The following is a 25,722-nucleotide window of genomic DNA, read 5'->3' on the forward strand; positions in this document are numbered from 1 at the left end:
CGGGTTCTAATATGGCTAAACATATCGTAGAGCTAACGGATGCTTTATCGAATAAAATAGCTGCTGGAGAAGTGGTAGAACGTCCTGCATCAGTAGTAAAAGAACTTGTAGAAAATGCGATTGATGCTGGTAGTACTGTGATTGATATTTTAGTGGAAGAAGCCGGATTAAATAAAATTACAATTATTGATAATGGTAGCGGGATTGAAGAAGAAGATGTTGCTACAGCATTCCTTCGTCACGCAACAAGCAAGATCAAGAATGAAGCGGATTTATTTCGAGTGCATACGCTAGGTTTTCGCGGGGAAGCGCTGCCGAGTATTGCTTCTGTATCTCATTTATCAATGGAAACATCCACTGGTGAAACAAAAGGAACAAGTATTTCACTCGAAGGCGGAAAAATAATTGAACAAAAAAGTGGGCATGCTAGAAAAGGAACGCAAATCGAGGTATCGCAACTATTTTTTAATACCCCAGCCCGTTTAAAATATCTTAAAAGCTTACCTACTGAGCTTGGAAACATCACTGATATCTTAAACCGTTTAGCTTTAGCGCATCCTGACATTAGTTTTCGCTTTTCACATAACGATAAATCTCTACTGCAAACGAATGGGAATGGCGATTTAAGACAAGTCATTGCAGCGATTTACGGGGTCTCTATTGCTCGGAAAACAATTCCTGTACATGCAGAGTCGCTTGATTTTAAAATAGCTGGTTATGCTGTATTGCCTGAAGTGAATCGTTCGAATCGTAATTATATTTCTACAATTATTAACGGGCGTTTTATTAAAAACTTTGCCTTAGTAAAAGCTATTCAAGAAGGGTACCATACACTTTTACCAATAGGTCGCTTTCCAATTATTGTTCTCCAAATTGAAATGGATCCAATTATTGTAGATGTAAACGTTCATCCAGCTAAGTTAGAAGTTCGTTTAAGTAAAGAAAAAGAGCTAGGTCAATTAATTAGTCAAATGATTAAACAAGCCTTTCATCAATTACAACTAATTCCAGATGGCGAAGTATCTAAAAAGCAGAAGGAATTACAAAAATCTGAGCAAATCCAGATGTCATTTGAAGAAAATGAACCAAAAGAAGCACCCAAAGAGTTATTTTCTAAACCAGCTATTCCTGAGTATGTTCCTTCAGACGACGATGTTCCAATCGAAACAGATTTTATTTTAGAAACCGCCCCAGTTTATAATTCTGAGGAACAAGAAACAGTAAATGAAATACCAAAAGAACGGATTCCAAAAATGTATCCAATTGGACAAATGCATGCAACCTATATTTTTGCTCAAAATGAAAATGGGTTATATATTATTGACCAACATGCGGCTCAAGAACGGATAAAATATGAGTTTTACCGGGAAAAAATAGGAGAAGTAAGTCGTGAACTTCAAGAACTGCTTGTACCCATCGTATTAGAGTTTTCAACAGATGAGTATGTGCGCTTAGAAGAGCAAAAAGAAAAACTGGAAGAAGTAGGTGTTTTTCTAGAAAGTTTTGGTCAAAATAGCTATATTATTCGTGCTCATCCAACCTGGTTTCCAAAAGATCAAGAAGAGGAGACGCTTCGAGAAATCATTGATGAAGCACTTACTTCTCCTAGTATTAGTATTCATAAGCTCCGGGAAGATACGGCAATTATGATGAGTTGTAAAAAATCAATTAAAGCAAACCATTACTTAACAACAAAAGATATGGAAGCTTTACTTGATACTTTAAGAGAAGCAAGTGATCCATTTACTTGTCCTCATGGTCGCCCAGTCATTATTCAGTACACAACCTATGAACTTGAAAAAATGTTTAAACGTGTAATGTAAAAGAGGAGGAACCAGAATTGGATTTACCATTTTCCGGTCAAACAATTATTCCAGCTGCACATAATCAAAAAGATATGGAAAAAATAATGGAATTAGATCGAACATATATGGTTATGCTAGAAACACATGTAGCTCAGTTAAAAGCATTAGTAAAATATGCTCAAGATAGTGGAAAAAAAGTATTGCTGCATGCTGACTTAGTTAATGGATTGAAAAACGACGATTATGCGATAGATTTTTTATGTAAAGAAATCCGTCCTGATGGTATCATTTCAACTAGAGCTAATGCAATTTTGAAAGCAAAACAACACAAAATGCTCGCAATTCAACGTTTATTTATGATTGATTCAAGTGCATACAATAAAGGAGTTACACTTATTCAAAAAGTACAACCAGATTGTATCGAACTTTTACCAGGGATAATTCCTGCACATGTGCAAAAAATGACAGAGAAATTGCATATCCCAGTAATTGCGGGCGGATTAATTGAAACGACTGACCAAATTAATCAAGTAATTACTAGCGGGGCAATTGCGGTAACAACATCTAATAAAGAATTATGGTAATAAAAAGCGGAGTAGCTGCATGAAACAGCACTCTGCTTTTTTTATGAAAAACAATGAAAACGCTATATAACTGGATAAACTATTGCTATTGCAAGTGTTAAGCGTTTTCTAACTGTTTTATAGAGCTTTAATAATTCATAACTGTACCATAACAGAACTATATGTTTTAAGTAGTACAGAAAATAATAGAAATTAAAATAAAACTAAAATAGGAATGATAACAATTTGGGTAAATCGCTTAATAAGGGGATTTTCATTAACTTTTAATCAAACCGACACAAAAAATTCATAAAATAAATTGAAAAAAATTGCATAAAACTGTAGCATTTTTTGCAGAATATGTTATGATAACAGTGTAGATTATTAATAAATTAGTTTGCTCATAAAAGCACGCTCGAAAACGAACAATAAATGGAGGTTATATGATGACTGAACAATGGTATGAATTCGCAGGTGGTAATTGGCAACAAGAAGTAGACGTACGTGACTTTATCTTAAAAAACTATCGCTTATACGATGGTGACGACTCTTTTCTAGTTGGCCCTACTGACGCAACAACAAAACTTTGGGATCAAGTAATGGACTTAACTAAACAAGAACGTGAAAATGGTGGAGTACTCGATATGGATACCAAAATCGTTTCAACCATTACTTCACATGACCCAGGTTACTTAAACAAAGATTTAGAAAAAGTAGTTGGTGTACAAACAGATGTACCATTTAAACGTGCTTTACAACCATTCGGCGGAATCCGTATGGCAGAAGTTGCAGCTGAATCTTATGGCTTTAAAGTAGATGAAGAAGTTAGCCATATTTTCTCTGAATATCGTAAAACACATAACCAAGGTGTATTCGATGCTTATACAGCTGAAATGCGCGCTGCTCGTAAATCTGGTGTAATTACAGGATTACCAGATGCTTATGGTCGTGGACGTATCATCGGTGACTATCGTCGTGTAGCACTTTATGGTGTAGACTTCTTAATTAAACAAAAGAAAAATGATTTAAACAATACAGGATTACGTACAATGAGCGATGATATTATTCGTCAACGTGAAGAATTGAATGAACAAATTCGCGCTTTAGGTGAATTAAAAGTTCTAGGAGAAAAACACGGTTTCGATCTTGGTCGTCCAGCAAAAACTGCTCAAGAAGCATTCCAATGGTTATATCTTGGTTACCTTGCAGCGATTAAAGAACAAAACGGTGCAGCAATGAGTTTAGGACGTACTTCTACATTCCTAGATATTTATGTAGAACGTGATTTACGTAATGGCTTAATTACAGAAGAAGAAGCACAAGAAATTGTGGATCACTTCATTATGAAATTACGTCTTGTAAAATTCGCTCGTACACCAGATTACAATGAATTATTCTCCGGAGATCCAACATGGGTTACTGAATCCATTGGTGGTATCACTGAGGAAGGCGTTCCTCTTGTAACGAAAAACTCATTCCGTTTCTTACACACTTTAGATAATTTAGGACCTGCTCCAGAACCTAACTTGACAGTACTATGGTCCACTCATTTACCATCAGGATTCAAGAAATTCTGTGCAAAAATGTCTATTAAAACATCTGCTATTCAATACGAAAATGATGATGTTATGCGCCCTAAATGGGGAGACGATTATGCAATCGCATGTTGTGTATCAGCAATGCGTGTTGGTAAACAAATGCAATTCTTTGGTGCTCGTGCTAACCTTGCTAAAACACTTCTTTATGCAATCAATGGTGGGGTTGATGAAAAATCAAAAGCACAAGTTGGACCAGCTTACCGTCCAATCGAAGGCGATGTACTTGATTACAAAGAAGTAATGGAAAAATATGATGCAATGATGGAATGGATTGCAGAACTTTACCTAAATACTTTAAATGTAATTCACTATATGCATGATAAATACGCTTATGAACGTATCGAAATGGCATTACATGATACAGAAGTGTTACGTACAATGGCTACTGGTATCGCTGGACTTTCTGTTGCAGCTGACTCCCTATCTGCTATTAAATACGCTACTGTTCGTCCAATTCGTGATGAAGATGGTATTGTCGTTGATTATGAAATCGAAGGCGACTATCCTAAATACGGAAATAATGATGATCGTGTTGATGAAATCGCAGTAGATCTTCTAAAAACATTTATGACAAAAGTAAGAAAACATAAAACTTACCGTGATTCAGTTCATACAACATCTGTTCTTACAATCACTTCTAATGTAGTTTATGGTAAGAAAACTGGTAATACACCAGATGGACGTCGTGCTGGAGAACCATTTGCACCAGGTGCGAACCCAATGCATGGCCGTGATACAAAAGGTGCTTTAGCTTCACTTTCATCTGTTGCTAAACTTCCTTATGAATATGGTCAAGATGGTATTTCTAACACATTCTCCATCGTGCCTAAAGCTTTAGGACGTGAAGATGAATCTCAAATCAATAACTTAGTAGCTATGCTTGATGGCTATTCCACTAAAATGGGACATCACTTAAATATTAACGTATTTAATCGTGATACTTTACTTGATGCGATGGACCACCCAGAAGAATATCCGCAATTAACTATCCGTGTTTCTGGATATGCGGTTAACTTCATTAAATTAACACGTGAACAACAATTAGATGTTATTCACCGTACAATGCACGAATCTATGTAATAAAAATCGGCGAGATGCTTTGACAAGGATTGCTCACCAGTAGCAATCCTTGTTATTTAGGAAAGGAAGAGGAGAATTATGACAGAGGTTTTAGGAAGAGTTCATTCAGTCGAAACAATGGGGACAGTTGATGGACCCGGTATTCGGTTTATTGTTTTTATGCAAGGGTGTTTACTTCGTTGCCAGTTTTGTCATAATCCTGATACTTGGAAAATCGGCACCGGTACAGAAAGATCTGCTCAAGATGTATTTAACGAAGCAATCAAATATAAAGAGTTTTGGGATGCATCTGGTGGCGGTGTTACAGTTAGTGGTGGTGAACCTTTGCTACAAGTCGATTTCCTAATTGAGTTTTTCACGCTATGTAAGGCAGCTGGTGTGCATACAACAATTGATTCTTGTGGTGGTTGCTTTACGCGAGACCCAGAATTTATTGAGAAATTAGATCGTTTAATGGAAGTTACTGATTTAATTTTACTTGATATTAAACAAATCAATCCAGAAAAACATTTAAAATTAACAACGAAATCTAATGCACCAATTATTGATTTTGCTCATTATCTTCGTGATAAAGAACAACCAATTTGGATTAGACATGTACTAATCCCTACGAAAACAGACGATCCGGAAGACTTAACGAAACTGCACGAATTTATTCAAACACTCCCAAATGTGAAACAAGTGGATGTGCTTCCATACCACACAATGGGTGTTTACAAATGGAAAGAAATGGGCATTCGTTATCCACTGGAAGGTATTGAAGCTCCGGAAGAAGAAGTAGTAGCATTAGCCAATAAAATTCTTGAAACAAGCAGTTATAAATAGAAAAAAACCGACGAACCATAAATTCGTCGGTTTTTTTCTATAAAATTTTATACATCTCGGTGCACCAATGTAGTTCTGTTTTAATCAATTCTAGTTTTCTAGCATAAACCTGATAGGACATGTTTTTTAGCTTGTCTTCGGAAGTACTTAAGTCAAATAGTGCGGCAAAATGAGCTAAAGTTTCTTCTATTAGAGCTAATTGTTCCTTCAAATAAACTTCTCTTTCTTGAATTAGTCCCTTTGTTCTTGTGTTATTTAACCAATTCAATTGCACTTTTGTTGTGAATTCATCTCTAGTAACTGGTATTTTAAGCGGTGTTTCAGACCAATGAAGAAGGGAGTCTAATCCAGACTGTGTAATTGTGTATACTTTTTTATCGGGTTTTTTATCTTGTGCTAGTTTATGGACGACTAAATATCCAGCTTTTTCTAATTTGGAAAGCGCAGGGTAGATTTGACTATGATGTGTATTTTGCATAATTCTTAAGCGATTGGCAAGCTCATAACCACTAGCTGCTTCACGGGCAATCATTTGTAATAAAGTATATTCTAATACATTTGGCGTCATATTTTTAACCTCTCTAAAATGCTCTTTAATCTTATTGTAAGCGAAATACAAAAATAAGTAAACTTTTTACATATGTAACAATATATATATGTAAATATTGACATTAGTATTTATCGAGCGTAATATAATAAGTGAGTTTTATTTAGAAAGGGAAGTGTAGTTTGTATTATGATGACGGAAAAAGAAATGAGTACAGGGAAATGGATTACTGCAGCAGCTAGTTTGCTGGCATTTATGGGGATTGGCGTAGTAGATCCATTACTTCCTTCCATCGCTGAAAGTATTGGTGCATCACATTCGCAAGTGGAAATGTTGTTTACAGCTTATATTTTTACGATGGCAATTATGATGATTCCAATTGGGATTGTTGCTGGAAAACTTGGAGATAAAAAATTAATTGTTATAGGACTATTTATTGTAACGATTTTTGCATTATTATGTGGTTTATCAGATACTATTGGGGCATTGTCGATTTTTCGAGCTGGCTGGGGCTTTGGTAATTCAATGTTTATGGCTACAGCAATGACGATGCTAATAGCTTTATCGGAAACACCGGGACATGCGATTGGTATTTACGAGGCTTCAATGGGTCTTGGAATGGCTTTTGGACCGCTTCTTGGTGGTATTCTTGGTAATATGTCATGGCGTTATCCGTTTTTCGCTACAGCTTGTTTAATTTTTATTGCATTTTTACTTATTTTATTTAAAGTGAAAGAACCTAAGAAGATTATCACTGAGCCAACAGAAAAGAAAGAACTGGCTATTAAGCAGATGTTGCATTTATTTAAATATCGACCATTTTTACAAATTGCTCTTAGTGGGATGTTTTACTATTATTGTTTCTTTACGATTTTAGCATATTCGCCACTAGTGCTTGGTTTATCAGCAATTCAAATAGGTTTTGTGTTTTTTGCGTGGGGGCTTTGTTTAGCACTCGGCTCTGCAAAAATATCTCATGCGTTAGAAGTGCGTTTTAATAGTAAACAGGTTCTAAAAGGTTCGTTACTAGCATGTGCAGTTATCTTAGCATTACTTGGATTTGTAGATAATACTGCAGTAGATATTACTTTAATTGTTATTTCTGGTTTGATTTTAGGTATTAATAACGCATTATTTACAACGACTGTCATGGAACATTCTCCTTATGCAAGAAGTGTCACAAGTGGGGCATATAACTTTGTTCGGTGGTTAGGAGCTGCTCTTGCACCACTTTGTTCTGGGTTATTAAGTGAAGCATTGGGAATGAAAATGCCATTTATTGTTGCAAGTGTCATTTGTTTAGCAGGTATGGGCTTATTATTTATTAAATTAAAACCAGCTCATTTTTCTTTACAGCAAGCAAGCTCTGTTAAAAGTGAATAAATAAATGAAGACTGAACTATAGTGTTCGGTCTTTTTTTATGATTAAAGATAAAAAATTAACGTTTAACATTAAAAAACAGTTGACAATTATTACTAATGCCAGATATAATTTAGAAAAAAGGGGAGAGATTACATTGAAACTAAAAAGATTACAAAAAATGAGTTATTTTCTTCATATTGCCCTTAAATTATTATCTATAAGCTCCATTATTATATTAGCATTGAGTGTAATGATGAAATTACGTAAAAATAATAGTAGTAATTTTAGTATAACTACGCCTAATGAAAATGTATTGACTGGTTTAAATTTTCAAACATCATTTTTCCCAGGCGTTGATACAGGTCAATATGATGAGACTGAGCAATGGATTATGTTAGGATTTGCTGTTTTATCAGTGTTACTACTAGCTTTGTTATTATGGGTTGCAAGTATAATTTTTAAGAGTTTGGCAGAGGAGTTTGCGCCTTTTAGTGATATCCAGGTGTCCAGATTACGACTAGTAGCACAATTACTTCTTATATATGCGTTAGTACCACAAATATTGTATTCTATATTCCATACAATATTAATACCAGGTTATAGCATTAGTTTATCCCTTGATATGTCATTTTTCTTTGCGATAATTTTCTATTGTTTAACTGAAATTTTTAGGTATGGTGCCGTATTACAAAAAGAATCTGATGAAACCTTATGAATGGAGCGAAAAATAAATGGCAATCATACTAAGGTTGGATCGAATTATGGCAGACCGCAAGATGTCTTTAAATCAATTATCTAAAGAAGTTGGTGTGGCCAATGTGAACTTATCAAAAATAAAGACTGGTAAAGTAAGCGCAATTCGATTTTCGACATTAAATGAAATATGTAAGGTATTGGAATGTCAGCCCGGTGATATTTTAGAATATGTAGATGATAATTCGTTATAAGCGTAAATGAGACGCATTTAAAAGCATTGAGTTAGGACTTAATGCTTTTAAAATTGCGTAAAGAGCTTGAAAAAGTGATATTTTGGTGGAATAGTGCTTCTTTACATAATTGGTATTACTTCCTATAATATATATTATGTAAACTAGGAAATATTTTTATTAGCAAGACGAAAGTCGTTCTCTCGCCTTGCTTTAACAATTCAATTTCTTTAAGTTCTTAACTGATAATATTATTTTAGCACTAACATTATCAGCAGTCAAGTCTTTTTTTATTTTTTTCTATTCGAACGAATTGTATCTAAAATAATTTTATATTTTTCAACATCTGGTCTAAAAAAAACATTTATTTTACGTGAACTACTCTTATTATAAGTAAACATAGGGATAACACGTTTTTCTTTTATCAATCTCGGCATATCACTTAAATACATTCCTAAAAATTCTGCAACTTCCTTTTGAGACATGGTATATTTTTCAAGTTCAGCAGAAATTTTTTGCTTTACAACATCATCATCATCCCAATAATACATATAATTATCAACCCTTATCCTATAAAATATACTATAGATAATTATATCATATTTATGATAATTTTTGTTCTCGTGGATGAAATAATTTTATTGTTTTTTTCTTTTGTTCAATTTGAACTTTTGTATATCTTTGTGTTGTTTGTATAGATGAATGACCAAGGAGTTCTTGAATATATCTTAAATCACATCCATTTTCTAACAGATGTGTAGCATATGAATGTCTTAATAGATGAGGATTCAGTTTTCGCCCTATTTTATTCCCTGTCGAAACTATTTGATGATAAACAAATTTTTTCGAAATTTGTCTTCCGGAATTAAAGTCAATAAAATAATAACTATGAGATTGATCAAAAAATTCCATGATTGCTTTTCTAACTCTAAAATACATATAGAATTGTTTATCTAACGACTTCGGATAAGGTACTATTCTTTCTTTATTTCCCTTCCCAGAAATTAAAATAAAACGATTTTCAAAATCAAAATTCAATACTTCTAAATTCACTAATTCAGAAAGCCTAATCCCCGTTGAATACAAAACGTCAAAAAACAACATTTCTAGTGAATTAATTTTATTCCCAAACTCATTATAAATATCTTCAATTTCTTTTTGGTACAAAACTTTAACATTTTTTTGAGGAGGTAATTTCATTTTTTCGGAATCAAAAAAATTATCTATCTCTAAATTAAATTCTGAAATAATATATTCATAAAATTTTTTTATGACGTTATTTTTTTTATATAGTGTTCTTTTTTCCACTTTTTTAATTTGTTTACTTAAATATCCTTCCTTTATTTCTTTAGTAACTAACACTGTTTTCGAAAAAACAAGAAATTCTCTAATTATACCAATATAATTTTCTATTGTAGACACTGCCAATCCTTTAGACAACAATTCATCATTGTATTTTTCAATATAATATTCAATTTCTAGCTCCATTCAAACTACCTCTTTCCCGTTAATTACAAATATGTTATTATACATATATATATGTATCCCAAAATACATATATCGACAGTGTATTATTTAATATTTTTCAATCCGATTAATAATACACTGTTTCTTTCATTAACCACCCATTAAAATAGCAGAAAACAGCACCGCAAATGCACAAACAGAACTCATAATTGTGTATCTTTTTTTCATTTTTTCACCTCCTTAATAATATAATAGCATAATAATATTATTAAATTTCATTTTGAACAATATACGACCAAAAAAACCTAGACAAGTTAGTCTAGGTTTAATTTTCCTCTGTACTCTTTCCAATCTTTTTTTATATCCTCTAATACATCAACATCTTTTATTACTTCAAAAAAATTTACACACTTATTATACAAATTATTCGCTTCTTCAATATCACCTACAAAAAGCTTGTATTCAGCAAATCTATATTCTCCAAGATACGCCGATATTAAATCGTTATTTTGATAAGCATACTCTATCCCTCTTATTAAATACTTTTCCACTAAATCCATTCTATCATAAGACTTCAAAAAAAGTGCAATGTTAAACATTAAAACAATTTTTAAACGGTTATAATTTATTAAATATTTATTTCTATCAATTTCAAGTAATATTTTTTCTCCCACTCTAATTAATGTATCTAAATCAAATATATAAATAATATTTGCAATAATTAAAACATCAAATTCAAACCAATAATCTTGTTTTTCAAGTCTTTTCCAAATAAAATCAACTTCTTTTTTTGCTAATTCAATATCATTAGTTTCAGAAAAAATCTTTAACCCAACCAAAATCGCACGTAACTCAAAAATCATTGAGTCATCTTCTCTTTGCAAATATTCTTCCATTTTTTTAATTAATTCATTAAGAGGGTCTTCATACACAGAAAGTTTCAAATTTCTAAATTCATAAAACAGCATTTCTTGTTCACTTACATTTCTATCTTTTTGATAATAAATTACCTCTGATAAAGTTACTCCCATTCTTTTACAAAAAATCATTATTTTTTCATATGAAGGATTCATTTTATTAGTCTCTATTTTTGTAATACTTGATCGAGTCAAATTTTCAGTTGCAATATCATTTTGTGTTAAACCTTTAATTTTTCTGATTTCAGATAAAGCTTCGCCAATCTTTTTTTTCATTTTTAATTCACCCTATTTAATTATATCAAAGAAAATAATTGAGTTTGTGTCTTTTCCTAATACATTTTATTACAAAATTACAAAAAAAAATAAAAATCATGTATAAAAGATACACTGACATATTTTTTGTATTTAATTCACCCCCCCTCGCCGTCGGGAACTCGGCAAACGTTTAGCAACCTTTGCAAACATTAGCGTGTAATGCGTACGCTTGTATCAACTCCTTAAATTCCTTCTCTTCGTTCAGTCAGACATTTACCGTTGACACTTCCTATCTAATTCTTCTTTTCATTCTGATTGACCTAACAAAAAAACCGCCTCTACTATCAGAGACGGTTCAATTATTTCAATATTTTTTCTTAATTATTATTCATTTCTACATAATCTGGTTCACGATTTATTATATAAGATTCATCACTTGAAGAAACTTTATTACCCTTCACTTCCGAATAACTATCTTCTAGACTAGAAACACCTTTTTCCCTTGGATACTGAATATATATATGTTCTCCATTATCATAAACTTTAAAATTACATTCTTTTCTTTTTAAATCTCTGTCGATTTCATCCACATAAGAAATAGCTTCATTTTCTTCTTTTAATACTAAATTAATTTGTTTATCATATGCATGATTCACAGTTTCTGTTTTTTCCTCTTTAACCACAACCTCAGTTTCACCACATCCAGTTAGTATCAGTAGAAACACTAACATAGTCATTAAGATTACATTTCTTTTTTTCATCACCATTTTCCTTTCTCTCTTTATCTACACCTCCATTATACATAAATGAACAAAAATTATAAAGTAGCTATGACTTTTATATCACTTATTTTTCCATTTTTATTAACTACCGTTCTTAAAATCATTTTATAAGAACTGGTTTGTCCATCATAAATAGACTCAATAACCAGCTCATTTAAATAAAATACTTTTTCTCCACGGACATTTTTATAACTTTGACAATCTTGCAGAACAGAAGAAACATTTGATTGTGCTACTCCCGATGGAAACGCTTCATCTAACGCCTCGGAAGTCAAATATTTTTTCGAATGTACTAATTTTTCTTTGCTATCATCAAATGTGAAAAAAGCTTGTAAAAAAGCTTGATTCACTTTTCTTGCTTTTTTATTTTCCTTATTTTTTGAGGTCATTTCTTTTTTTGAAGTATTAGTAACATCTGAACCAAAAACATCTAAATGAACAACATAGATAATACCAATCACACAAAAAGAAAAAGCCAAAATCACCTTAATTATTTGTTTTCCTTCTATCATTTATTTCAACCTCCTAACACACGACCAAATCCATAAAGGTGTTCTTTCCAATAACCGGATGTAATCGTGCTATATTCGACGCCAGAATCATTACTATTATACATTTTGCCATTTCCTAGATAAATTCCAACGTGTGTAATAGTTTTACCAGCATATGTTCCAGAAAAGAAAACTAAATCCCCAGCTACTGCTTCACTTTGTGTGATAACTTTAGAAGCATGATACTGCTCTTCTGCTGTACGAGGTAACATAATATTCGCTTGTTTATAAGTCCACTGAGTCAAACCAGAACAATCAAAACCAGTCGATGGTGTGCTACCTCCCCAGACGTATGGATTCCCTTGATATTTTAACGCTTCCTGCATAATAATTTTTAAATTTCCAGAAAATGAGTTTGTTCCACCGCCTAAATATCGCCGAACATGATTAACATATTCTGGGTCACCATAACTTTTCCATCCCATTTTAGCAGCCATGTAAACACTAAATTCCTTCGCCAGCGCAAGCGTATATTTTCCCCCTCTCCCATCTTGCACCCACAACGTGAATCCTCCACCAAAATTATATGATTGAAGTGCTAGATTTATATCTCCTTTCGCAGAAGCTAATACCGCTTTAAAATGCTTACAACCTGCTTCAATAGACGTTTCAGGGTCTGTAATCGAATTTGGAGGCAATCCTAAACTTTCACTACTCTGCATGACATCAGGTACACGCCCCCCACTTTCTTGCATCGTTAACGCCATCAATATATCAATATATTTTTCCAATCCATATTTTTTGGCATAAATTTCAAATAATGGACGATACCTTTCTACCTCCGCCGATAATTTTGCATTCGTTGTTTCAGTAGAATCCATATCAAAGGTAGAATCAGAAGAAGAATCATTACTAAACATAATTACCATCATGACCGGAATAGCGAGAAGAAGTACAAAAAGAACACTAGACCACTTCACTATTTTCAATTCGATCACCTGCACTTCTCAAATCAGCTACTTTTTCAATGTCTTCTTCTGATGAAATAGAAGTTTCTTCTACCTTATTCATTTCCTCTTCTCTCTCACTTTCTAGTTTTTGAGGAGTTCTTTCTATTTCATTAATAACTGGTTGAACCATTTCATCATTGGGATTTTTTATTTCTCTGTTTTCACTTTCTGGTTCCATTGTTTCTAATTGAGGAGTTCTTTCTACCGATTCTTTAGCTTCTTCTTCTCGATAATCATCTAAATAATAAATATCTTCTAGACTATTTTCTCCATCTTCTTCCAAATCTGCTTCTATTTGTTCGTCATCTGTCGAATATACTTCTTCTTGACCTTCCTGCTCAGTAGTCATTCCTTCTACTTTTTCACTATTCTCTTCTTCCTCAGTCAATTGGGCTTCTTGTTGAGTTCTTTCGTAAGAAGGAACCTCTCCTACAGAATCATTATCCTCTTCATTATTATCTGGTATATTCGGATTTTCCGGATTTTCTTCCAAAACACCTGTATTCAATGGTAATTTATTGGAAGGATATGAATTTTCCCACTCTGGCATATTCGACATATTCGAAAGCATTCGTTTATATTTTCGGGGGATTTTAGGCATAGTATTCCCCATTTGTACTTCTCCAGCTGAAAATAACGAAATGACTTCATTTCTATAAATGAACAAACAAATGATAATTAACGAAGTAGCCAACATATTCACTAAATATAAACCTAAATTAACCGGAGGAATTAATTTATCCATCAAAGTTACAATTAAGAAAATAGCTAATATAAACAAAGAAACTAATGCTTTCATTAAAAATAAAGCAACCATTTTCCCAAAAGTTTTAAAAAATGAATTCGAAAAACTGGGTAAAATACTAAGTATCGCTGTAATAGCTAAAACAATACTCAACAACATAGGTAACACAGAAAACAGCACATGTAAGAACGCAACAAGAATCAAAGGGATTCCTAATATAATCGTGAATAACAAAGAAATAAAAGCAATAGCCATTTGATAATCTACAGAGGAAGCCGACATATACGCATTATCTAATTTATTCACTTCATTATTGATAATTTTTTCTCTTTGCTTTTGTGCGCTCTCTGTTGACTTCAGCGACAATAAACTATCCACTCGTTTTTCATCTTTTTTGATAATACTTGCCTTATCCGGAGTACCATAATTCATCAGAAGATAAGGACGTTCCACCGTCAAATCAAAATAGAAATTACGCATAACAGCTAATGCCCCATCAAGCTCTTGTCCTTCTGGTATCTTTTCATCAGAATCAGCGGTAAATGTGGTACCAGCCTTCATCAACACGCCTTCCGTTTCTTCCGTCAAATGATTCACGACTTTTAAATAATACCCTGCATTCGAAAACCAAACAGTGACCAATCCCAAGACAAGAAATAAAGTCAATCCTCGTTTAATGGTTTCTGTTGCATTTTGTTTAAACGCAAAGATGAAAAATAAATGTACAGCCGCAATGACAACAAACATCACACCAAAGGTTGCAAAAAGATTTTGATACAATTTAGATGATATATTCGCAATCATATCCGCGATCTGATTAACCACATCTAACGAATAAAGTTTATCGATACAAGTATCCACCATTTCAGAAATAATCTTACTCAAGAAAAAGAAAAAGTTAGTTATCCCATTCATCGCAGAAATAGCTGGTTTAGATAACCAACCACTGTCATCTGAAACATTTGCACGATAATTTTCTAATGGATAATACTTACTATGCAACGCAATACCTGCTTTTTTAACAATCTTCTTTTTTACCGTCACATTTTTTTCTTTTTCCACTTCATCTTTCGACTTCACTGTTCCATCTTCATCAATAACCGTATTAATATCTGGTGTTACTTCCGCATGTACTGGCTGAAAAGGAACAAAACTAACCAAAAATACCAAACCAAAAATAAGTAAAAAACGTTTCAATCTTATCACCCCCTAAGCAAATGCTTTTTCTGCCATGGATGAATGCGTTTGGTCTACCGTTTTAAACGCTTCCGCCCATTCTTCAAACAAGCAATGTACTGAAATTTTACCTGTTCTTCCATATACATCTTTAAACAAACATTCGCCTTTTATCATATTGGCTAATAATTTTTCATTGGCATTTGCCTTCTCCTTGTCATATTCTAAATTCATGAATTTTAAAATGTCTTTCCGTTCATCCTTTTCATCAAAAGCGAAATTAACACCAAAGTTTCCAGAGTCTTGTTCTGTATTTACATCCCGAACCGATTGCGTAACAAGAATTAACGCATTGTTAAATGTTCGACCAATTCGACGCATAGACTGAATTAACTTCGCACCAATCTTAGAACACATCAACATCCACGCTTCATCAAAAACAATACATGTGTGTTTGTTCCTATCTCTCATACCAAACATACTACAGAATTTTGATAGAGCTATCATGATAGCCACCGCATTCTTTTCATTATTATTATACAAACGAGGGTCGGTATTTTTATCAGGTAAATCTAATCCTTTAATCCCTAAAATAGTCATTTTTTCTTCAATTTTTAATCCATCCGTATCACCACGAGAAAAAACTAATTGTAAAATGCTATGATGAATTTGTTCATATAATAATCTTCCAGCATTAGAAACCGTTTTTTCTTCATCCGCAATTAAACGCTCTATTACATGCATAAAACCAACTTTTTTCCCTGCCTCACGCTCCATTAAAACCTCATCAATCGAACGCAATAACACACGTTTTACATCATCTTTATCATCTAAATTATAAATCTGTTCAATAATCGCTTGTGCTGTATCTTTTGCCTCTACACCTTTTAGCATAATCAACGGGTCTAACACACCATGACTATTTTTATCATCTGCCTCTAAATCCACATAATGAAAAGATTTCAAATGCTTACAGAATAAAGGAAAATGTTTTTGATAATAAGGGTCATTAGCTACGCGCATAAACTGGTCTTTCGTTTCCGTTTTAGGGTCAATATATAATGTTTCAACCTCGAGCATAGAAAGAAACATCAACAACATTTTAATCAAAAAGGATTTTCCTTTTCCTGTTTGTCCAGTAATAGAAATATGAGGCGAATCGGTCATCGCTCCTTCTAACCCCTTGTTCGCAATAAAAGGGTGAAAGAAAACTAAATCACGACTAGAATGAATAGAACGCTTTAAATCCGTACTACTCGAAAGCCGATTAATTCGCCCTAAATAAAATCCTATATTATTTCCAAGTCGTTGCGAAATTTGAAACAAATTTTCACTTAATCCGGCACAAGTGGTCTGTTGAATCCAATGACGACCTTCTAATGATTGACCAGGTAAAAACTTATAAAACAACTGCAATTGGTCTGCACCTGGTTTTACTACGCTTATACGTGACCGAGCAAGCGTTCTTTCAACCGACTTCGCTCTAGCCTTGCATTCATCTTTCGTTTTACCAGTTACCACAATGGAAACCATCCAACTAATAAATTTTTTATTTTCTCCATTTATTTGATTTTCTAATCTGTTTAAAATATAACGGGACTTTTGAACAGAATCATCTACCGTGCCTTCTGTTTCTACCTTGTCATTTCCCATTTCTTTCATTTTTGTTTTCGTTCGCTGAGATTTTCTCAAAACAGCGTCTTTATTCCTAAATTTTGCTTTTACATTCACTTCTAACGGAAAAGGAAAAAATTGGGTTCGTTCAAATAAATGAGAAAACTGCATGTTAAAATCAAAATTATCCACCATCACATGAGTTAACCATCTTTCGCAATCCCCTGTTTGTAACTTTAAAAATCCGGGATGGGTAGGGTCAATTATCGAATCCGTCACCGCTTCTACCGAACGTTTTTTCGATTCCATTTCTACACTATGGTGCATGTCACGAATAAAATTATACCGATTAAGATAAACTAATTCGTCTTCTGTCACTCTCTGCCCTTTGACGGTTTGTATAAGTCGAAGTAAATCCTCTTCTATCTTTTTAAATCGATCAAAAAACGTATCTTCTACATCTCTTGTCATTTGAAATAACGATAAAAAAGTATCTGAAATAGAATCCAACGCATTTTTCAATTGACTCTTTGCAGAATCCATCGTTAATACGTTTTCTTTCAATTTCACCCCAACAATAAAATCACTACGAGTAATCGAATCTAAGGACTTATTCAACATCGAAACTGTTTCCTTCGCATAATACTGCCCTAATTTTTTTGTTTTAGGGTCAAAATCCTTTTCCAATTCTTCATTCATTTTTTCTAATTCTACCAATTTGGGTACCATGCGTAACTCAAAATCCTTATAATGCTCCAATTCAGCTAAGAATTGTTCAAAACGATTTTTTTGTGTTTCTTTTGCTTCTTTATTTGTAAAACTAACAAAGATAGGGGAAAGGCGATAATACGCCCAAATATCCCCTTTTTTTGTCAGAAGTAAATTTCCTTGTACTTGTTTAAATGGTGTTTCAAAAGCCATTCAATCACCTTCTTTCTTGTGTATGGACTTTATTTTCCATATACAACACTTTGACATCATTGGATAATCTCATCTTTGAAAATTTTATTTGAAAAAAATAAAGCATGTAATCCCATAAATAAAAAGCAATATTTTTACCATCGGGATTTAGTTTTAATAACCAACCAGATAAAAGAAATGGAGTTCCTATAAATACAACTAAATCTAGCCCACTAATCAAATCGCCCAAAGCAAAGATAGTATTTCTAAAAAGTAATTCCACTAAAAATAGAACCACAATAATAATGAATCGAGATAAGCGCATACCACCTAATGGTACAGGTATCTTTTTTGTTAATTTTCGAATGACATAAGGGTGTTCATACGCTAATTTGTAATTGTACACTTCTTTTTTTTCCATCAAACAACCATCTCCCAAACTGCTTTTATCCCATCAATAATTAAATCAGGGTTACCAATAGTTAGAAAAATAACCGCCGCAAAAATTAAAAAACCAATAAAAGCACCAATTTTCTGCCTTACTAAAAAGAAAATAGCCATGATTACTAAAACAATCGTAACCGCATTACCACCCTCTGTTTTCACATAATCTGTTAATTTTCCCAACGTTGGTAAAGCTGCACCTAAAATTAAATGTAAATTCCCCATTTTTCTATTCCTCCTAATTCAATGTATGTGTTAATTTCTGAACAAAATATTGTCCTTCTTTTTTCGTCAAAAATAACGTAAATGTTTGTGTATCTATCATGCTTGTTCCATTATCTTGAAAGTTAACTAAAACTTTGACAATGATTTCTTTTTTAGTTTTGTAAACTTTCAAATCGGTTAAATCTTGGAATGTTTTCAATCCTTCTAAACTTTCCGGTTCTTTCATAAGAAACGCCATATCTTGTACGGAATCAGTCGCATAATGTTCAAAAAAGCGTTTCGTAAATGCTTCCACCTGTTCACTCTCTTTTGCAGAAACAGAAGCGAAACCTTGTTCACTCGCTGAATCCATTATCTTATTGCCATTCGAAGTGTTTAAAGAGGGTATTTTTTCAAAATAAACATTTTCTACCACACAAAATTTATCTTTTACTTTTTTAACTGGAATGAAAATTAATGCTTTCACAGGTGTTTTTACTTCCTTCTGATACTTCTCTTGTACTTTTTTTGTCACTACTTTTTTTCCTTGTTTCGTTTTCACCTGTTTTTCTCTCGTCGCTTCTTCTGTTTTTATATTGTTATACGCAATTTGATACACCACAACATCATGTTCATTTTGTGTAAAGGAATCATAAAAAACATTACTTGTTAGCTCACGACCTTCTTCTACTTGAGAAATTTCATTTCCTAAAACTCCCGGTGCCATATAAGTACTTATCTTCTTGATATACTCCGTTTTGTCACCTTTAGGCATATTAATATAATTAGAAATAAAATCTTTCGCAAACAAATACATGGGTTCCGACGATTCATTGGATACCGTATTATCATTTTTCTCTTTCGTTACCTGCTGAACAAATTTCTCGGTATTTTGTTCCGCTTTCACTGCTTTTAAATAACCTAACACCCCTGAAATCGAAACAAAGAATATCACCAACCAGATAACGCGCTTTATCCAAACGCTATTTTTTTCTTTTTTTATCGTGCGTTTTTCTTTTTTTCGAAAACGAACATTTTTATAATCCTTCATCATAAATTGAAAAAAATCTTTTAATCGCTGTATCATGAGTTCCTTCCCTTCTAATTTTTATCTATTAAATCAATTCATGTGCTTTCAAAAAAGCGACTTGCTTTTTTACTTTCATCAAACAATAACGAATCGAAACTTTTTCTGCATACACTTTATAACGGATTAATTTTTCATTTAAATACTGCGCCTTGTAAAAGGTATAAACATACACACCATGTGAGGGTATATTTTTTCTATCTGGCATTTCTGCTTCTACAACTAGCACTGTATTTTTGCCCACATCACGCATATAAACCGCATTCGATACAAAAACTTGAAAACCCAATTTTCGCATTTCATTATTCAATGTATTTGCTACTAACATTTACTTTTCTTCCTTTCTATAATTTAGTGCTTTTTTAAGGTCAAAAGCTTCCCTCGCCGTCGGGAACTCGGCAAACGTTTAGCAACCTTTGCAAACATTAGCGTGTAGTGCGTACGCTCGTATCAACTCCTTAAATTCCTTCTCTTCGTTCAGTCAGACATTTACTGTTGACACTTCCTGTTTATCCCATCTTTTCTTTTAATTTTCCTGTAGCTAATTGATATTCTTGTTTATATTTAGCTAACATTTGTTGATGTTTTTTAGTAATTTTAGCGTTATCTATGACAGTTTGAATAATATCCTCCCCAAAATCTTCACGTAATTGTTCTGCAATCCACAAACTCGGAGCTACTGCATTTTGCAACCAAGAATAAAATGCCGGAAAATCTTTTTTCGCAGGATCTACACTTAACCGAATCTTATCTACATCTTTCATAAACTCCGCCCACGGCTCCCAAGTTGGGCAGCGCTCTTTTTTCTTATCTGTTCGCTTCGCTAAAAAACGGATTTTATCATTCAAAATCGGTAAAACAACAGACATCACATCTTTTTTCAATGCCAATTCAGAAGCAACTTGTAAAGCTTGATTTTGTCTGAATTTCAATTCATAACGATTCCATTCACCAAATTGTTCTATATCTGTATCATACTTATTCGCTCTCTCATAGTTCTTCTCATAAAATGTCATAAAAAACTCGCTTTGACGACTACCAAAATCAACTGTATCACCCCGACTTTCTCCATCTGAAAAATGAAAGGAACCATGTTTTTTTCCGATTTTCAATCGAGTTTGACAAAGTCCATTTTGAGCCAAATCTAACAAATCATTAATCTTAAAATACGTTTTTCTATCATCAATCGCTAAATCAATTCTCGTAAAATGAACATTATCGTTTATACAATCTCGAATAAAATCAAACCAAGTCCGTTTTTGATTTTTCAAAAACAATTCAAATTGCCGACAAGCTTGCCCAGCTAATAATATTTGGTAAAATGCTACTTCACCTTTATTTCGAGTGACTAACAAACGAATTTTATCGAAACATAGAAACGCAGAAGCTCCAAATATACCAGTTCCTTCATCTTCAATCATCAAATCAAAAGGAATTTGTAAAAGGTTCTCGCATATTTGTTCTGGTGTTTGCGATTTAACTGTAATCTGAATCCAATCAATGCACGCAGTCAGATACTCAGCTTCATTTTCTTTTATTTCTGGGTTAGATACCCACCTTTTAGTGTCGGTGGGTTTTATCGCTTCGCTCATTCTTCGTCTTCCTCCAATACTATTTCTTTGACTTTCACGCGAGGCATAGCCCCGCTTGCTAGCTCCGCTTCTCCGCTTTTGACTCCGTCAGGCGCCTCCTGCGCCCACGCTTCGTACGCTTTGCTAGCTAATCCGGCAATTTCCTTCCTGAAGTTATAATCATTTGGAACAAAAGGGCTATAAAAACTCCGCACTTCTGTGGTTACACCATCCATAAAACAATAACCTCGTCCTTTTTCGCCTTCAAAATTCACAAACGTTTTATCAACTCGACCAAACGCCATGTTATAACCATCACTCGACATTCTTCCTAAGGCAATCCGCAAACCTAACTGGTCACGAATATCCCCCGGCATAAAGCTAGCATCCGGTCTTTGCGTAGTTAAGATTAAAAAAAAGCCTGCTTCTCTCCCCATCAAAACAATTTGCCGTAAATAATAACCAAATTTTTCTTTATCTTCTTTTTTTACAAACCCTTGTTGTAAAGCTACAAATTCATCAATAATAACAAAAACTGGTTTCAATTTATAATATCTAAAATCCTCACCAGCTTTATAGTCCTCTCTAGATCGTATGGCATTAAATCTATTAATCATAGCTTCATACGTTTCACGCATATTTTTAATAATCTTATTTCCTTCAACAAAAACCCCTGGTAATATATCATTTAAACTAGCTAAAGCAGACCTTTTCACATCATATATAGACACCTTCGCCCCCATTTTTAATAAATTAATCAATATTGTAAACAAGAAAAATGTTTTTCCTCCTCCTGTTCCTCCAACAATTAAAGCATGTGGGGTCTTAGCAATATTCCAACAAAAATTCTTCATTAACTCGATTTGATAATTTTCCACAGAAGTATCAAGTATATTTACTCTGTCTTTTGAAATTCCTAATCGAACATCATAAATCAAGTAGCTATTTCTCAAGTATTTTTGTTGTAAATCACCTGAAAATATATCTTCTAAAGCACTTCCCCAACCTTTAAATTTTTCATGAAACTTCGAACCATCCAATAAGACAACAACTTCTACATTTCGTCGCCTTGCTTTTACATAAACTCGTGGATAATAGACAATTTTCTTTTTCATTCGTTTTTTCTGTCCCAGCAATGGCATAACCGTTACATTATCAACTAAAAAATAATGTCCTAAATAAAGCATATTGGCTATTCGTTGATATTTATGTAATTTAGAAAATACCAAAACAAACAAACCAGTAAAAACAAGCAATAGAAGTAAAATATTCCGTATAACAGAAGTAAACAAAACATTACTTGGAAATGAATAATATAAGACAAATGGCGCAATAATAGAGACAGATAAGCCAAACAAAACAGTATATATAATCAGATGGCGCATATACGGCTGTATTCGTATTCCTTTCCATGTGAAAAATTCTCGTATCATTCGACTACCTCACTAAACTCACCTAATACCATTTCTTTTTTGCAATGGACACAATTCACTTTCACACCTTTAGCTCCTTCAAAATAGAGATTATCAAGATTTACTTCTGTTTCATGAAACAGCATATCTTCATTACAATAAGGACAAGTAACATCTGCATATCCCAAAAACAAAATCATTTTATAATCCACTTTTTCCATAACATCTCACCTTCCTTTTTTAACACACAAAAGGCTATTGTTTTCTTACAATAGCCCTTAATTGTTGTTCACTTATTTAGTTGCTTTTGGTTTTTCTTCTATTTTTTCCCCATTTTCATCAGCTAAACGATCATTCGCATTGACTGGGACAATCTCAATACCTGTAAACCTATCCATCATCTTCGCACGAGTATTACCATTAAAACTTGTTGTTGTAGCATATGGTTCATAGGCTAAACCTACAACTTTTACCACTGCATAATTTTTAATATTTGGCACTTTATTTGTTTCTAATTTAATATCAATTGAGCCACCAACAACTGGAGCGCCAATATTACAAGTAACTGTTTCAATAACATCCGTTCTTTTTCCATCTTCAAATCCAAATTGTGGTTTTGCACCAATGAATCTTAATTCTCCTAAATTCGCTTGCACTTGTCCTTCTGTTAATTCAATTTTCATTTATACTTCCTCTTTTCATTTTTTTATTTGCTACAAAGTAGCATAGTTAATTTTATATTTTCCAGCTTTGCAAAATAACGGATTGCTTTTGACTGATTTACAAGAAACTCTGCATTCAATTTACGTAATAACAACACCTCCAAATGAGTCAAATTAAAACAACCATCTATATTAACTCTCAACTGTTTTGCAAGAGAAAAATATTCATCTAGTGCTTTTGTAAAATCTAATTTAGCACTATCACGAGGACAAAGCATATCTAGGTTGATAGAATTTAAATTGATCGCTGTTGTTGCCATGTCTTCACCCCCGTTCTTTTTTTATTTTACTTTTCTTTATTGATTTCCTTTCTTTTTATTTTTTCTCAACACAACCAAACCAATAGCAAGCAATGCAAAACCAGCAACAACCCACCAAATATTCATAGAATCCCCAGTTTTAACTAATTTACCTACTTTTTCTATTTTCTTTAGTGTTTTTGTATGGTTGACAACGATATTTTTTGTGTTTTCTGCTTTAATTTTTATTACTTGTCCATCTTGTTTAAGTGTAATACCTTCCTGTTTAAATTGACCTGTATAGTTTTTCGGGTTCTTCGTTTCCGTTAACGAATAAACTTTATTTGCTTTAATTTCAAAATTTGCTAATCCTTCCTTAGAAGTAACCGATACTTGTTTTTTTCCGGCATTATCCGTTAAAGTGAATTCAGCACCAGCTAATTTAGCCCCTGTTTTTTTGTCTACTTTGGTTACTTCTAGCAATCCTTTTTTAATTTCATTTTTTGCAGTAATTTTAAAGATTTGCCCATCGTTTGCAAGGGAAATATTTTCTTGTTTGAAAGAACCTTTATAGCCTTCCGGAAGTTTTGTTTCTTCTAAGGTATATGTTTTTCCACCTTCTAGTTGGAATTTGAACATGCCATCGTTAGTAGTTGTAACAACTTGTTTTTGTCCTTCATTATCAGTCAAAGTGAACTCTGCCCCTGCTAACGCTTTGTTCGTTTCCGAATCTACTTTTACTCCTTCAATGCTTCCACGTTTTAGTTTATTAACAAAATCCCCAGCATTCACGTTCACATGATTATAATCTATCGTGAAAGAATGTTTTTCGCCATTTAGCACATATCCATCAACCGTCCCAGTTTCTAACCAATAGTACTCACCAAATCCAAGATTAGAAACATTCCAAGAACCATCCTCAGCTGTAGTTACAGCTTTTACTAATTTATCATTCGCATTTCTTACTTCAATTTTTGCACCTTGTAATGGTTTTTTACTATCCGTAATTTTCACACCAGCAACAGAACCAGTAACTGCTTGAATATTTGTAGTAAAAGAAGCTGTTTTCTTTTCTTGAAAAGTATCTAAACCATACGTCGCAATATCTTGATGACCCTTTTGCCCAGTTAAACGAAACGCACTAGGATAAGCTTGTTCAAAATCTCCAGTCAAATCTATTTTTGTTCCTTGTAAAGTTTTTCCATTCAAATCATTTGCTGGAACAACTATAGTCAACTTAGAACCATTTTCAATCTCTTTTACTGGGTTTCCATTTTCATCTCCAATATAACTATTTGTTGTCGCACCTGTTAATTTAGCAGTTATAGTCCCAGAACCTTTTGCTGTAATTGTTACAGGTGTAGATACAAATTTATTATCTTTTAACGAAGTCTGCACCGTTGAATTAGATACTTTTAACTGATTATCAAATTCTGGCACAGATGGACTTCCAGCTTTTTTCGCTTCCGCAACCAACGCTTTAATTTTGTTAACTGTTTTATGAGAACCATCTGAATCAACATATAATTCACCAGCAGGATTAGTTAATGAAAAATCATTAGGTGATTTGATATTATGAATAGCCCCTTGAACAAGATATTCATCATACGCCTTATCACCAGTTAGGTTAGAATTTCCTTTGTAATAAGCATTTAATAAATAACTAGTCGCATTATCCAATTTTTCCGCTTGATTATAAGTTAATCCATCTGGACTGGGCAAATTAAAATTAATACAAAATACAACTTTATTTGCTGAATCCCTTAGTCTATCAATCATTCGCACAGCCGTTCCTGTATCCGGCCCATGTAAATAGGTAACATTTTTAGATACAATACTAACCTTTGTAGTACTTGCAGCTTCTGCTTTCATAGTTGCTGGTGTAACACTTAATACACTAGAAGCGATTATAAAAACAAGAAGTAGTACTTTAAAACTTTTTTTAGTTAATGTTTGGTTCATTTTTTTACCACCTT

The 25,722-nt window shown here is 33.1% G+C and carries 26 protein-coding genes; 7 read left to right on the top strand and 19 right to left on the bottom strand.

All coding sequences use genetic code 11. The annotated features are described in order from the left end of the window. Positions 1 to 11 precede the first annotated feature (11 nt). The 4 genes from mutL (at position 12) to pflA (ending at position 5,871) form a co-directional block, all read left to right on the top strand. Positions 12 to 1,823 (top strand): DNA mismatch repair endonuclease MutL, encoded by a 1,812-nt coding sequence (gene mutL, locus HCJ45_RS01330; protein ID WP_187123793.1) that lies wholly within the window; start codon positions 12 to 14, stop codon positions 1,821 to 1,823. Between the two features lie 17 nt (positions 1,824 to 1,840). Next, complete coding sequence (locus tag HCJ45_RS01335; protein WP_187123794.1) at positions 1,841 to 2,389, top strand: glycerol-3-phosphate responsive antiterminator; 549 nt, start codon at positions 1,841 to 1,843, stop codon at positions 2,387 to 2,389. Positions 2,390 to 2,814: 425 nt separating this feature from the next. Further along, positions 2,815 to 5,046, top strand: a complete 2,232-nt coding sequence (gene pflB / locus HCJ45_RS01340; protein WP_187123795.1) for a formate C-acetyltransferase — start codon at positions 2,815 to 2,817, stop codon at positions 5,044 to 5,046. Between the two features lie 78 nt (positions 5,047 to 5,124). Further along, positions 5,125 to 5,871 (top strand): pyruvate formate-lyase-activating protein, encoded by a 747-nt coding sequence (gene pflA / locus HCJ45_RS01345; protein WP_003730627.1) that lies wholly within the window; start codon positions 5,125 to 5,127, stop codon positions 5,869 to 5,871. Positions 5,872 to 5,908: 37 nt separating this feature from the next. Here pflA and HCJ45_RS01350 read toward each other — a convergent pair whose 3' ends face one another. Further along, positions 5,909 to 6,439, bottom strand: coding sequence for a PadR family transcriptional regulator (locus tag HCJ45_RS01350; RefSeq protein ID WP_187123796.1), 531 nt, complete (start codon positions 6,437 to 6,439; stop codon positions 5,909 to 5,911). A gap of 168 nt (positions 6,440 to 6,607) precedes the next feature. Here HCJ45_RS01350 and mdrL point away from each other — a divergent pair, with 168 nt between their 5' ends. From mdrL to HCJ45_RS01365, 3 genes are all read left to right on the top strand, one after another. Next, positions 6,608 to 7,801 (top strand): multidrug efflux MFS transporter MdrL, encoded by a 1,194-nt coding sequence (mdrL, locus tag HCJ45_RS01355; protein WP_187123797.1) that lies wholly within the window; start codon positions 6,608 to 6,610, stop codon positions 7,799 to 7,801. A gap of 134 nt (positions 7,802 to 7,935) precedes the next feature. After that, a complete protein-coding gene (locus tag HCJ45_RS01360; RefSeq protein ID WP_187123951.1) occupies positions 7,936 to 8,496 on the top strand; it encodes a DUF2975 domain-containing protein in 561 nt (186 codons plus the stop codon). A gap of 16 nt (positions 8,497 to 8,512) precedes the next feature. Then, the gene (locus HCJ45_RS01365) at positions 8,513 to 8,728 is read left to right on the top strand and encodes a helix-turn-helix domain-containing protein (RefSeq protein ID WP_003719691.1); all 216 of its coding nucleotides are present in this window, start codon (positions 8,513 to 8,515) and stop codon (positions 8,726 to 8,728) included. 269 nt (positions 8,729 to 8,997) lie between these two features. Here HCJ45_RS01365 and HCJ45_RS01370 read toward each other — a convergent pair whose 3' ends face one another. The 18 genes from HCJ45_RS01370 to HCJ45_RS01455 all read right to left on the bottom strand — a co-directional run bounded on the left by HCJ45_RS01370 (position 8,998) and on the right by HCJ45_RS01455 (position 25,708). Then, a complete protein-coding gene (locus HCJ45_RS01370) occupies positions 8,998 to 9,258 on the bottom strand; it encodes a DNA-binding protein (RefSeq protein ID WP_185397304.1) in 261 nt (86 codons plus the stop codon). 52 nt (positions 9,259 to 9,310) lie between these two features. Continuing rightward, positions 9,311 to 10,195 (bottom strand): tyrosine-type recombinase/integrase, encoded by an 885-nt coding sequence (locus HCJ45_RS01375; RefSeq protein WP_185397305.1) that lies wholly within the window; start codon positions 10,193 to 10,195, stop codon positions 9,311 to 9,313. A 293-nt stretch (positions 10,196 to 10,488) separates the two neighbouring features. After that, positions 10,489 to 11,367, bottom strand: coding sequence for a helix-turn-helix transcriptional regulator (locus HCJ45_RS01380; RefSeq protein ID WP_185397306.1), 879 nt, complete (start codon positions 11,365 to 11,367; stop codon positions 10,489 to 10,491). A gap of 359 nt (positions 11,368 to 11,726) precedes the next feature. Beyond that, positions 11,727 to 12,116, bottom strand: coding sequence for a cystatin-like fold lipoprotein (locus tag HCJ45_RS01385; protein WP_222717873.1), 390 nt, complete (start codon positions 12,114 to 12,116; stop codon positions 11,727 to 11,729). A 50-nt stretch (positions 12,117 to 12,166) separates the two neighbouring features. Further along, the gene (locus HCJ45_RS01390) at positions 12,167 to 12,643 is read right to left on the bottom strand and encodes a hypothetical protein (protein WP_187123799.1); all 477 of its coding nucleotides are present in this window, start codon (positions 12,641 to 12,643) and stop codon (positions 12,167 to 12,169) included. Between the two features lie 5 nt (positions 12,644 to 12,648). Next, positions 12,649 to 13,611, bottom strand: a complete 963-nt coding sequence (locus HCJ45_RS01395; protein WP_425489869.1) for a bifunctional lytic transglycosylase/C40 family peptidase — start codon at positions 13,609 to 13,611, stop codon at positions 12,649 to 12,651. Further along, positions 13,589 to 15,574: a CD3337/EF1877 family mobilome membrane protein gene (locus HCJ45_RS01400; RefSeq protein WP_187123800.1), complete on the bottom strand. Its 1,986-nt coding sequence runs from the start codon at positions 15,572 to 15,574 to the stop codon at positions 13,589 to 13,591. The genes HCJ45_RS01395 and HCJ45_RS01400 overlap by 23 nt, the downstream gene beginning before the upstream one ends. A 12-nt stretch (positions 15,575 to 15,586) precedes the next feature. Next, positions 15,587 to 18,088: an ATP-binding protein gene (locus HCJ45_RS01405; protein ID WP_187123801.1), complete on the bottom strand. Its 2,502-nt coding sequence runs from the start codon at positions 18,086 to 18,088 to the stop codon at positions 15,587 to 15,589. Between the two features lie 4 nt (positions 18,089 to 18,092). Continuing rightward, positions 18,093 to 18,488, bottom strand: a complete 396-nt coding sequence (locus HCJ45_RS01410; RefSeq protein ID WP_187123802.1) for a TcpE family conjugal transfer membrane protein — start codon at positions 18,486 to 18,488, stop codon at positions 18,093 to 18,095. Further along, a complete protein-coding gene (locus HCJ45_RS01415) occupies positions 18,488 to 18,736 on the bottom strand; it encodes a hypothetical protein (RefSeq protein ID WP_187123803.1) in 249 nt (82 codons plus the stop codon). The genes HCJ45_RS01410 and HCJ45_RS01415 overlap by 1 nt, the downstream gene beginning before the upstream one ends. 13 nt (positions 18,737 to 18,749) lie before the next feature. After that, entirely contained in the window at positions 18,750 to 19,802 is a 1,053-nt protein-coding gene (locus HCJ45_RS01420) for a conjugal transfer protein (RefSeq protein WP_187123804.1), read from the bottom strand. A gap of 28 nt (positions 19,803 to 19,830) precedes the next feature. After that, complete coding sequence (locus HCJ45_RS01425; protein WP_187123805.1) at positions 19,831 to 20,130, bottom strand: hypothetical protein; 300 nt, start codon at positions 20,128 to 20,130, stop codon at positions 19,831 to 19,833. 181 nt (positions 20,131 to 20,311) lie between these two features. Continuing rightward, entirely contained in the window at positions 20,312 to 21,394 is a 1,083-nt protein-coding gene (locus tag HCJ45_RS01430; protein WP_185397311.1) for a replication initiation factor domain-containing protein, read from the bottom strand. Beyond that, the gene (locus tag HCJ45_RS01435; RefSeq protein WP_185458973.1) at positions 21,391 to 22,806 is read right to left on the bottom strand and encodes an FtsK/SpoIIIE domain-containing protein; all 1,416 of its coding nucleotides are present in this window, start codon (positions 22,804 to 22,806) and stop codon (positions 21,391 to 21,393) included. Before HCJ45_RS01435 ends, HCJ45_RS01430 begins: the two co-directional genes overlap by 4 nt. Beyond that, positions 22,803 to 23,006 (bottom strand): hypothetical protein, encoded by a 204-nt coding sequence (locus HCJ45_RS01440; protein WP_185397313.1) that lies wholly within the window; start codon positions 23,004 to 23,006, stop codon positions 22,803 to 22,805. Before HCJ45_RS01440 ends, HCJ45_RS01435 begins: the two co-directional genes overlap by 4 nt. Positions 23,007 to 23,078: 72 nt before the next feature. Beyond that, entirely contained in the window at positions 23,079 to 23,468 is a 390-nt protein-coding gene (locus tag HCJ45_RS01445; protein WP_185397314.1) for a hypothetical protein, read from the bottom strand. A gap of 23 nt (positions 23,469 to 23,491) precedes the next feature. Next, positions 23,492 to 23,767: a hypothetical protein gene (locus HCJ45_RS01450; protein ID WP_185458974.1), complete on the bottom strand. Its 276-nt coding sequence runs from the start codon at positions 23,765 to 23,767 to the stop codon at positions 23,492 to 23,494. 36 nt (positions 23,768 to 23,803) lie between these two features. Beyond that, positions 23,804 to 25,708 carry an LPXTG cell wall anchor domain-containing protein gene (locus HCJ45_RS01455; protein ID WP_185397316.1) on the bottom strand — a complete coding sequence of 635 codons (1,905 nt, stop codon included), beginning with the start codon at positions 25,706 to 25,708 and terminating at the stop codon, positions 23,804 to 23,806. Positions 25,709 to 25,722: the final 14 nt, after the last annotated feature.

The organism is Listeria immobilis (assembly GCF_014322845.1).
Classification (GTDB): Bacteria; Bacillota; Bacilli; order Lactobacillales; family Listeriaceae; genus Listeria; species Listeria immobilis.

Excerpts from the sequence above, each read along its gene's own strand:
- HCJ45_RS01350 (WP_187123796.1), bottom strand. The coding sequence starts at position 6,439 with ATGACGCCAAATGTATTAGAATATACTTTATTACAAATGATTGCCCGT.
- HCJ45_RS01365 (WP_003719691.1), top strand. The coding sequence starts at position 8,513 with ATGGCAATCATACTAAGGTTGGATCGAATTATGGCAGACCGCAAGATG.
- HCJ45_RS01455 (WP_185397316.1), bottom strand. The coding sequence starts at position 25,708 with ATGAACCAAACATTAACTAAAAAAAGTTTTAAAGTACTACTTCTTGTT.
- HCJ45_RS01385 (WP_222717873.1), bottom strand. The coding sequence starts at position 12,116 with ATGGTGATGAAAAAAAGAAATGTAATCTTAATGACTATGTTAGTGTTT.
- HCJ45_RS01420 (WP_187123804.1), bottom strand. The coding sequence starts at position 19,802 with ATGATACAGCGATTAAAAGATTTTTTTCAATTTATGATGAAGGATTAT.
- HCJ45_RS01375 (WP_185397305.1), bottom strand. The coding sequence starts at position 10,195 with ATGGAGCTAGAAATTGAATATTATATTGAAAAATACAATGATGAATTG.
- HCJ45_RS01415 (WP_187123803.1), bottom strand. The coding sequence starts at position 18,736 with ATGGGGAATTTACATTTAATTTTAGGTGCAGCTTTACCAACGTTGGGA.
- HCJ45_RS01370 (WP_185397304.1), bottom strand. The coding sequence starts at position 9,258 with ATGTATTATTGGGATGATGATGATGTTGTAAAGCAAAAAATTTCTGCT.
- HCJ45_RS01440 (WP_185397313.1), bottom strand. The coding sequence starts at position 23,006 with ATGGAAAAAGTGGATTATAAAATGATTTTGTTTTTGGGATATGCAGAT.
- HCJ45_RS01380 (WP_185397306.1), bottom strand. The coding sequence starts at position 11,367 with ATGAAAAAAAAGATTGGCGAAGCTTTATCTGAAATCAGAAAAATTAAA.
- HCJ45_RS01390 (WP_187123799.1), bottom strand. The coding sequence starts at position 12,643 with ATGATAGAAGGAAAACAAATAATTAAGGTGATTTTGGCTTTTTCTTTT.
- mutL (WP_187123793.1), top strand. The coding sequence starts at position 12 with ATGGCTAAACATATCGTAGAGCTAACGGATGCTTTATCGAATAAAATA.
- mdrL (WP_187123797.1), top strand. The coding sequence starts at position 6,608 with ATGATGACGGAAAAAGAAATGAGTACAGGGAAATGGATTACTGCAGCA.
- HCJ45_RS01435 (WP_185458973.1), bottom strand. The coding sequence starts at position 22,806 with ATGATACGAGAATTTTTCACATGGAAAGGAATACGAATACAGCCGTAT.
- HCJ45_RS01410 (WP_187123802.1), bottom strand. The coding sequence starts at position 18,488 with ATGGAAAAAAAAGAAGTGTACAATTACAAATTAGCGTATGAACACCCT.
- pflB (WP_187123795.1), top strand. The coding sequence starts at position 2,815 with ATGACTGAACAATGGTATGAATTCGCAGGTGGTAATTGGCAACAAGAA.
- HCJ45_RS01430 (WP_185397311.1), bottom strand. The coding sequence starts at position 21,394 with ATGAGCGAAGCGATAAAACCCACCGACACTAAAAGGTGGGTATCTAAC.
- HCJ45_RS01450 (WP_185458974.1), bottom strand. The coding sequence starts at position 23,767 with ATGGCAACAACAGCGATCAATTTAAATTCTATCAACCTAGATATGCTT.
- pflA (WP_003730627.1), top strand. The coding sequence starts at position 5,125 with ATGACAGAGGTTTTAGGAAGAGTTCATTCAGTCGAAACAATGGGGACA.
- HCJ45_RS01425 (WP_187123805.1), bottom strand. The coding sequence starts at position 20,130 with ATGTTAGTAGCAAATACATTGAATAATGAAATGCGAAAATTGGGTTTT.
- HCJ45_RS01405 (WP_187123801.1), bottom strand. The coding sequence starts at position 18,088 with ATGGCTTTTGAAACACCATTTAAACAAGTACAAGGAAATTTACTTCTG.
- HCJ45_RS01445 (WP_185397314.1), bottom strand. The coding sequence starts at position 23,468 with ATGAAAATTGAATTAACAGAAGGACAAGTGCAAGCGAATTTAGGAGAA.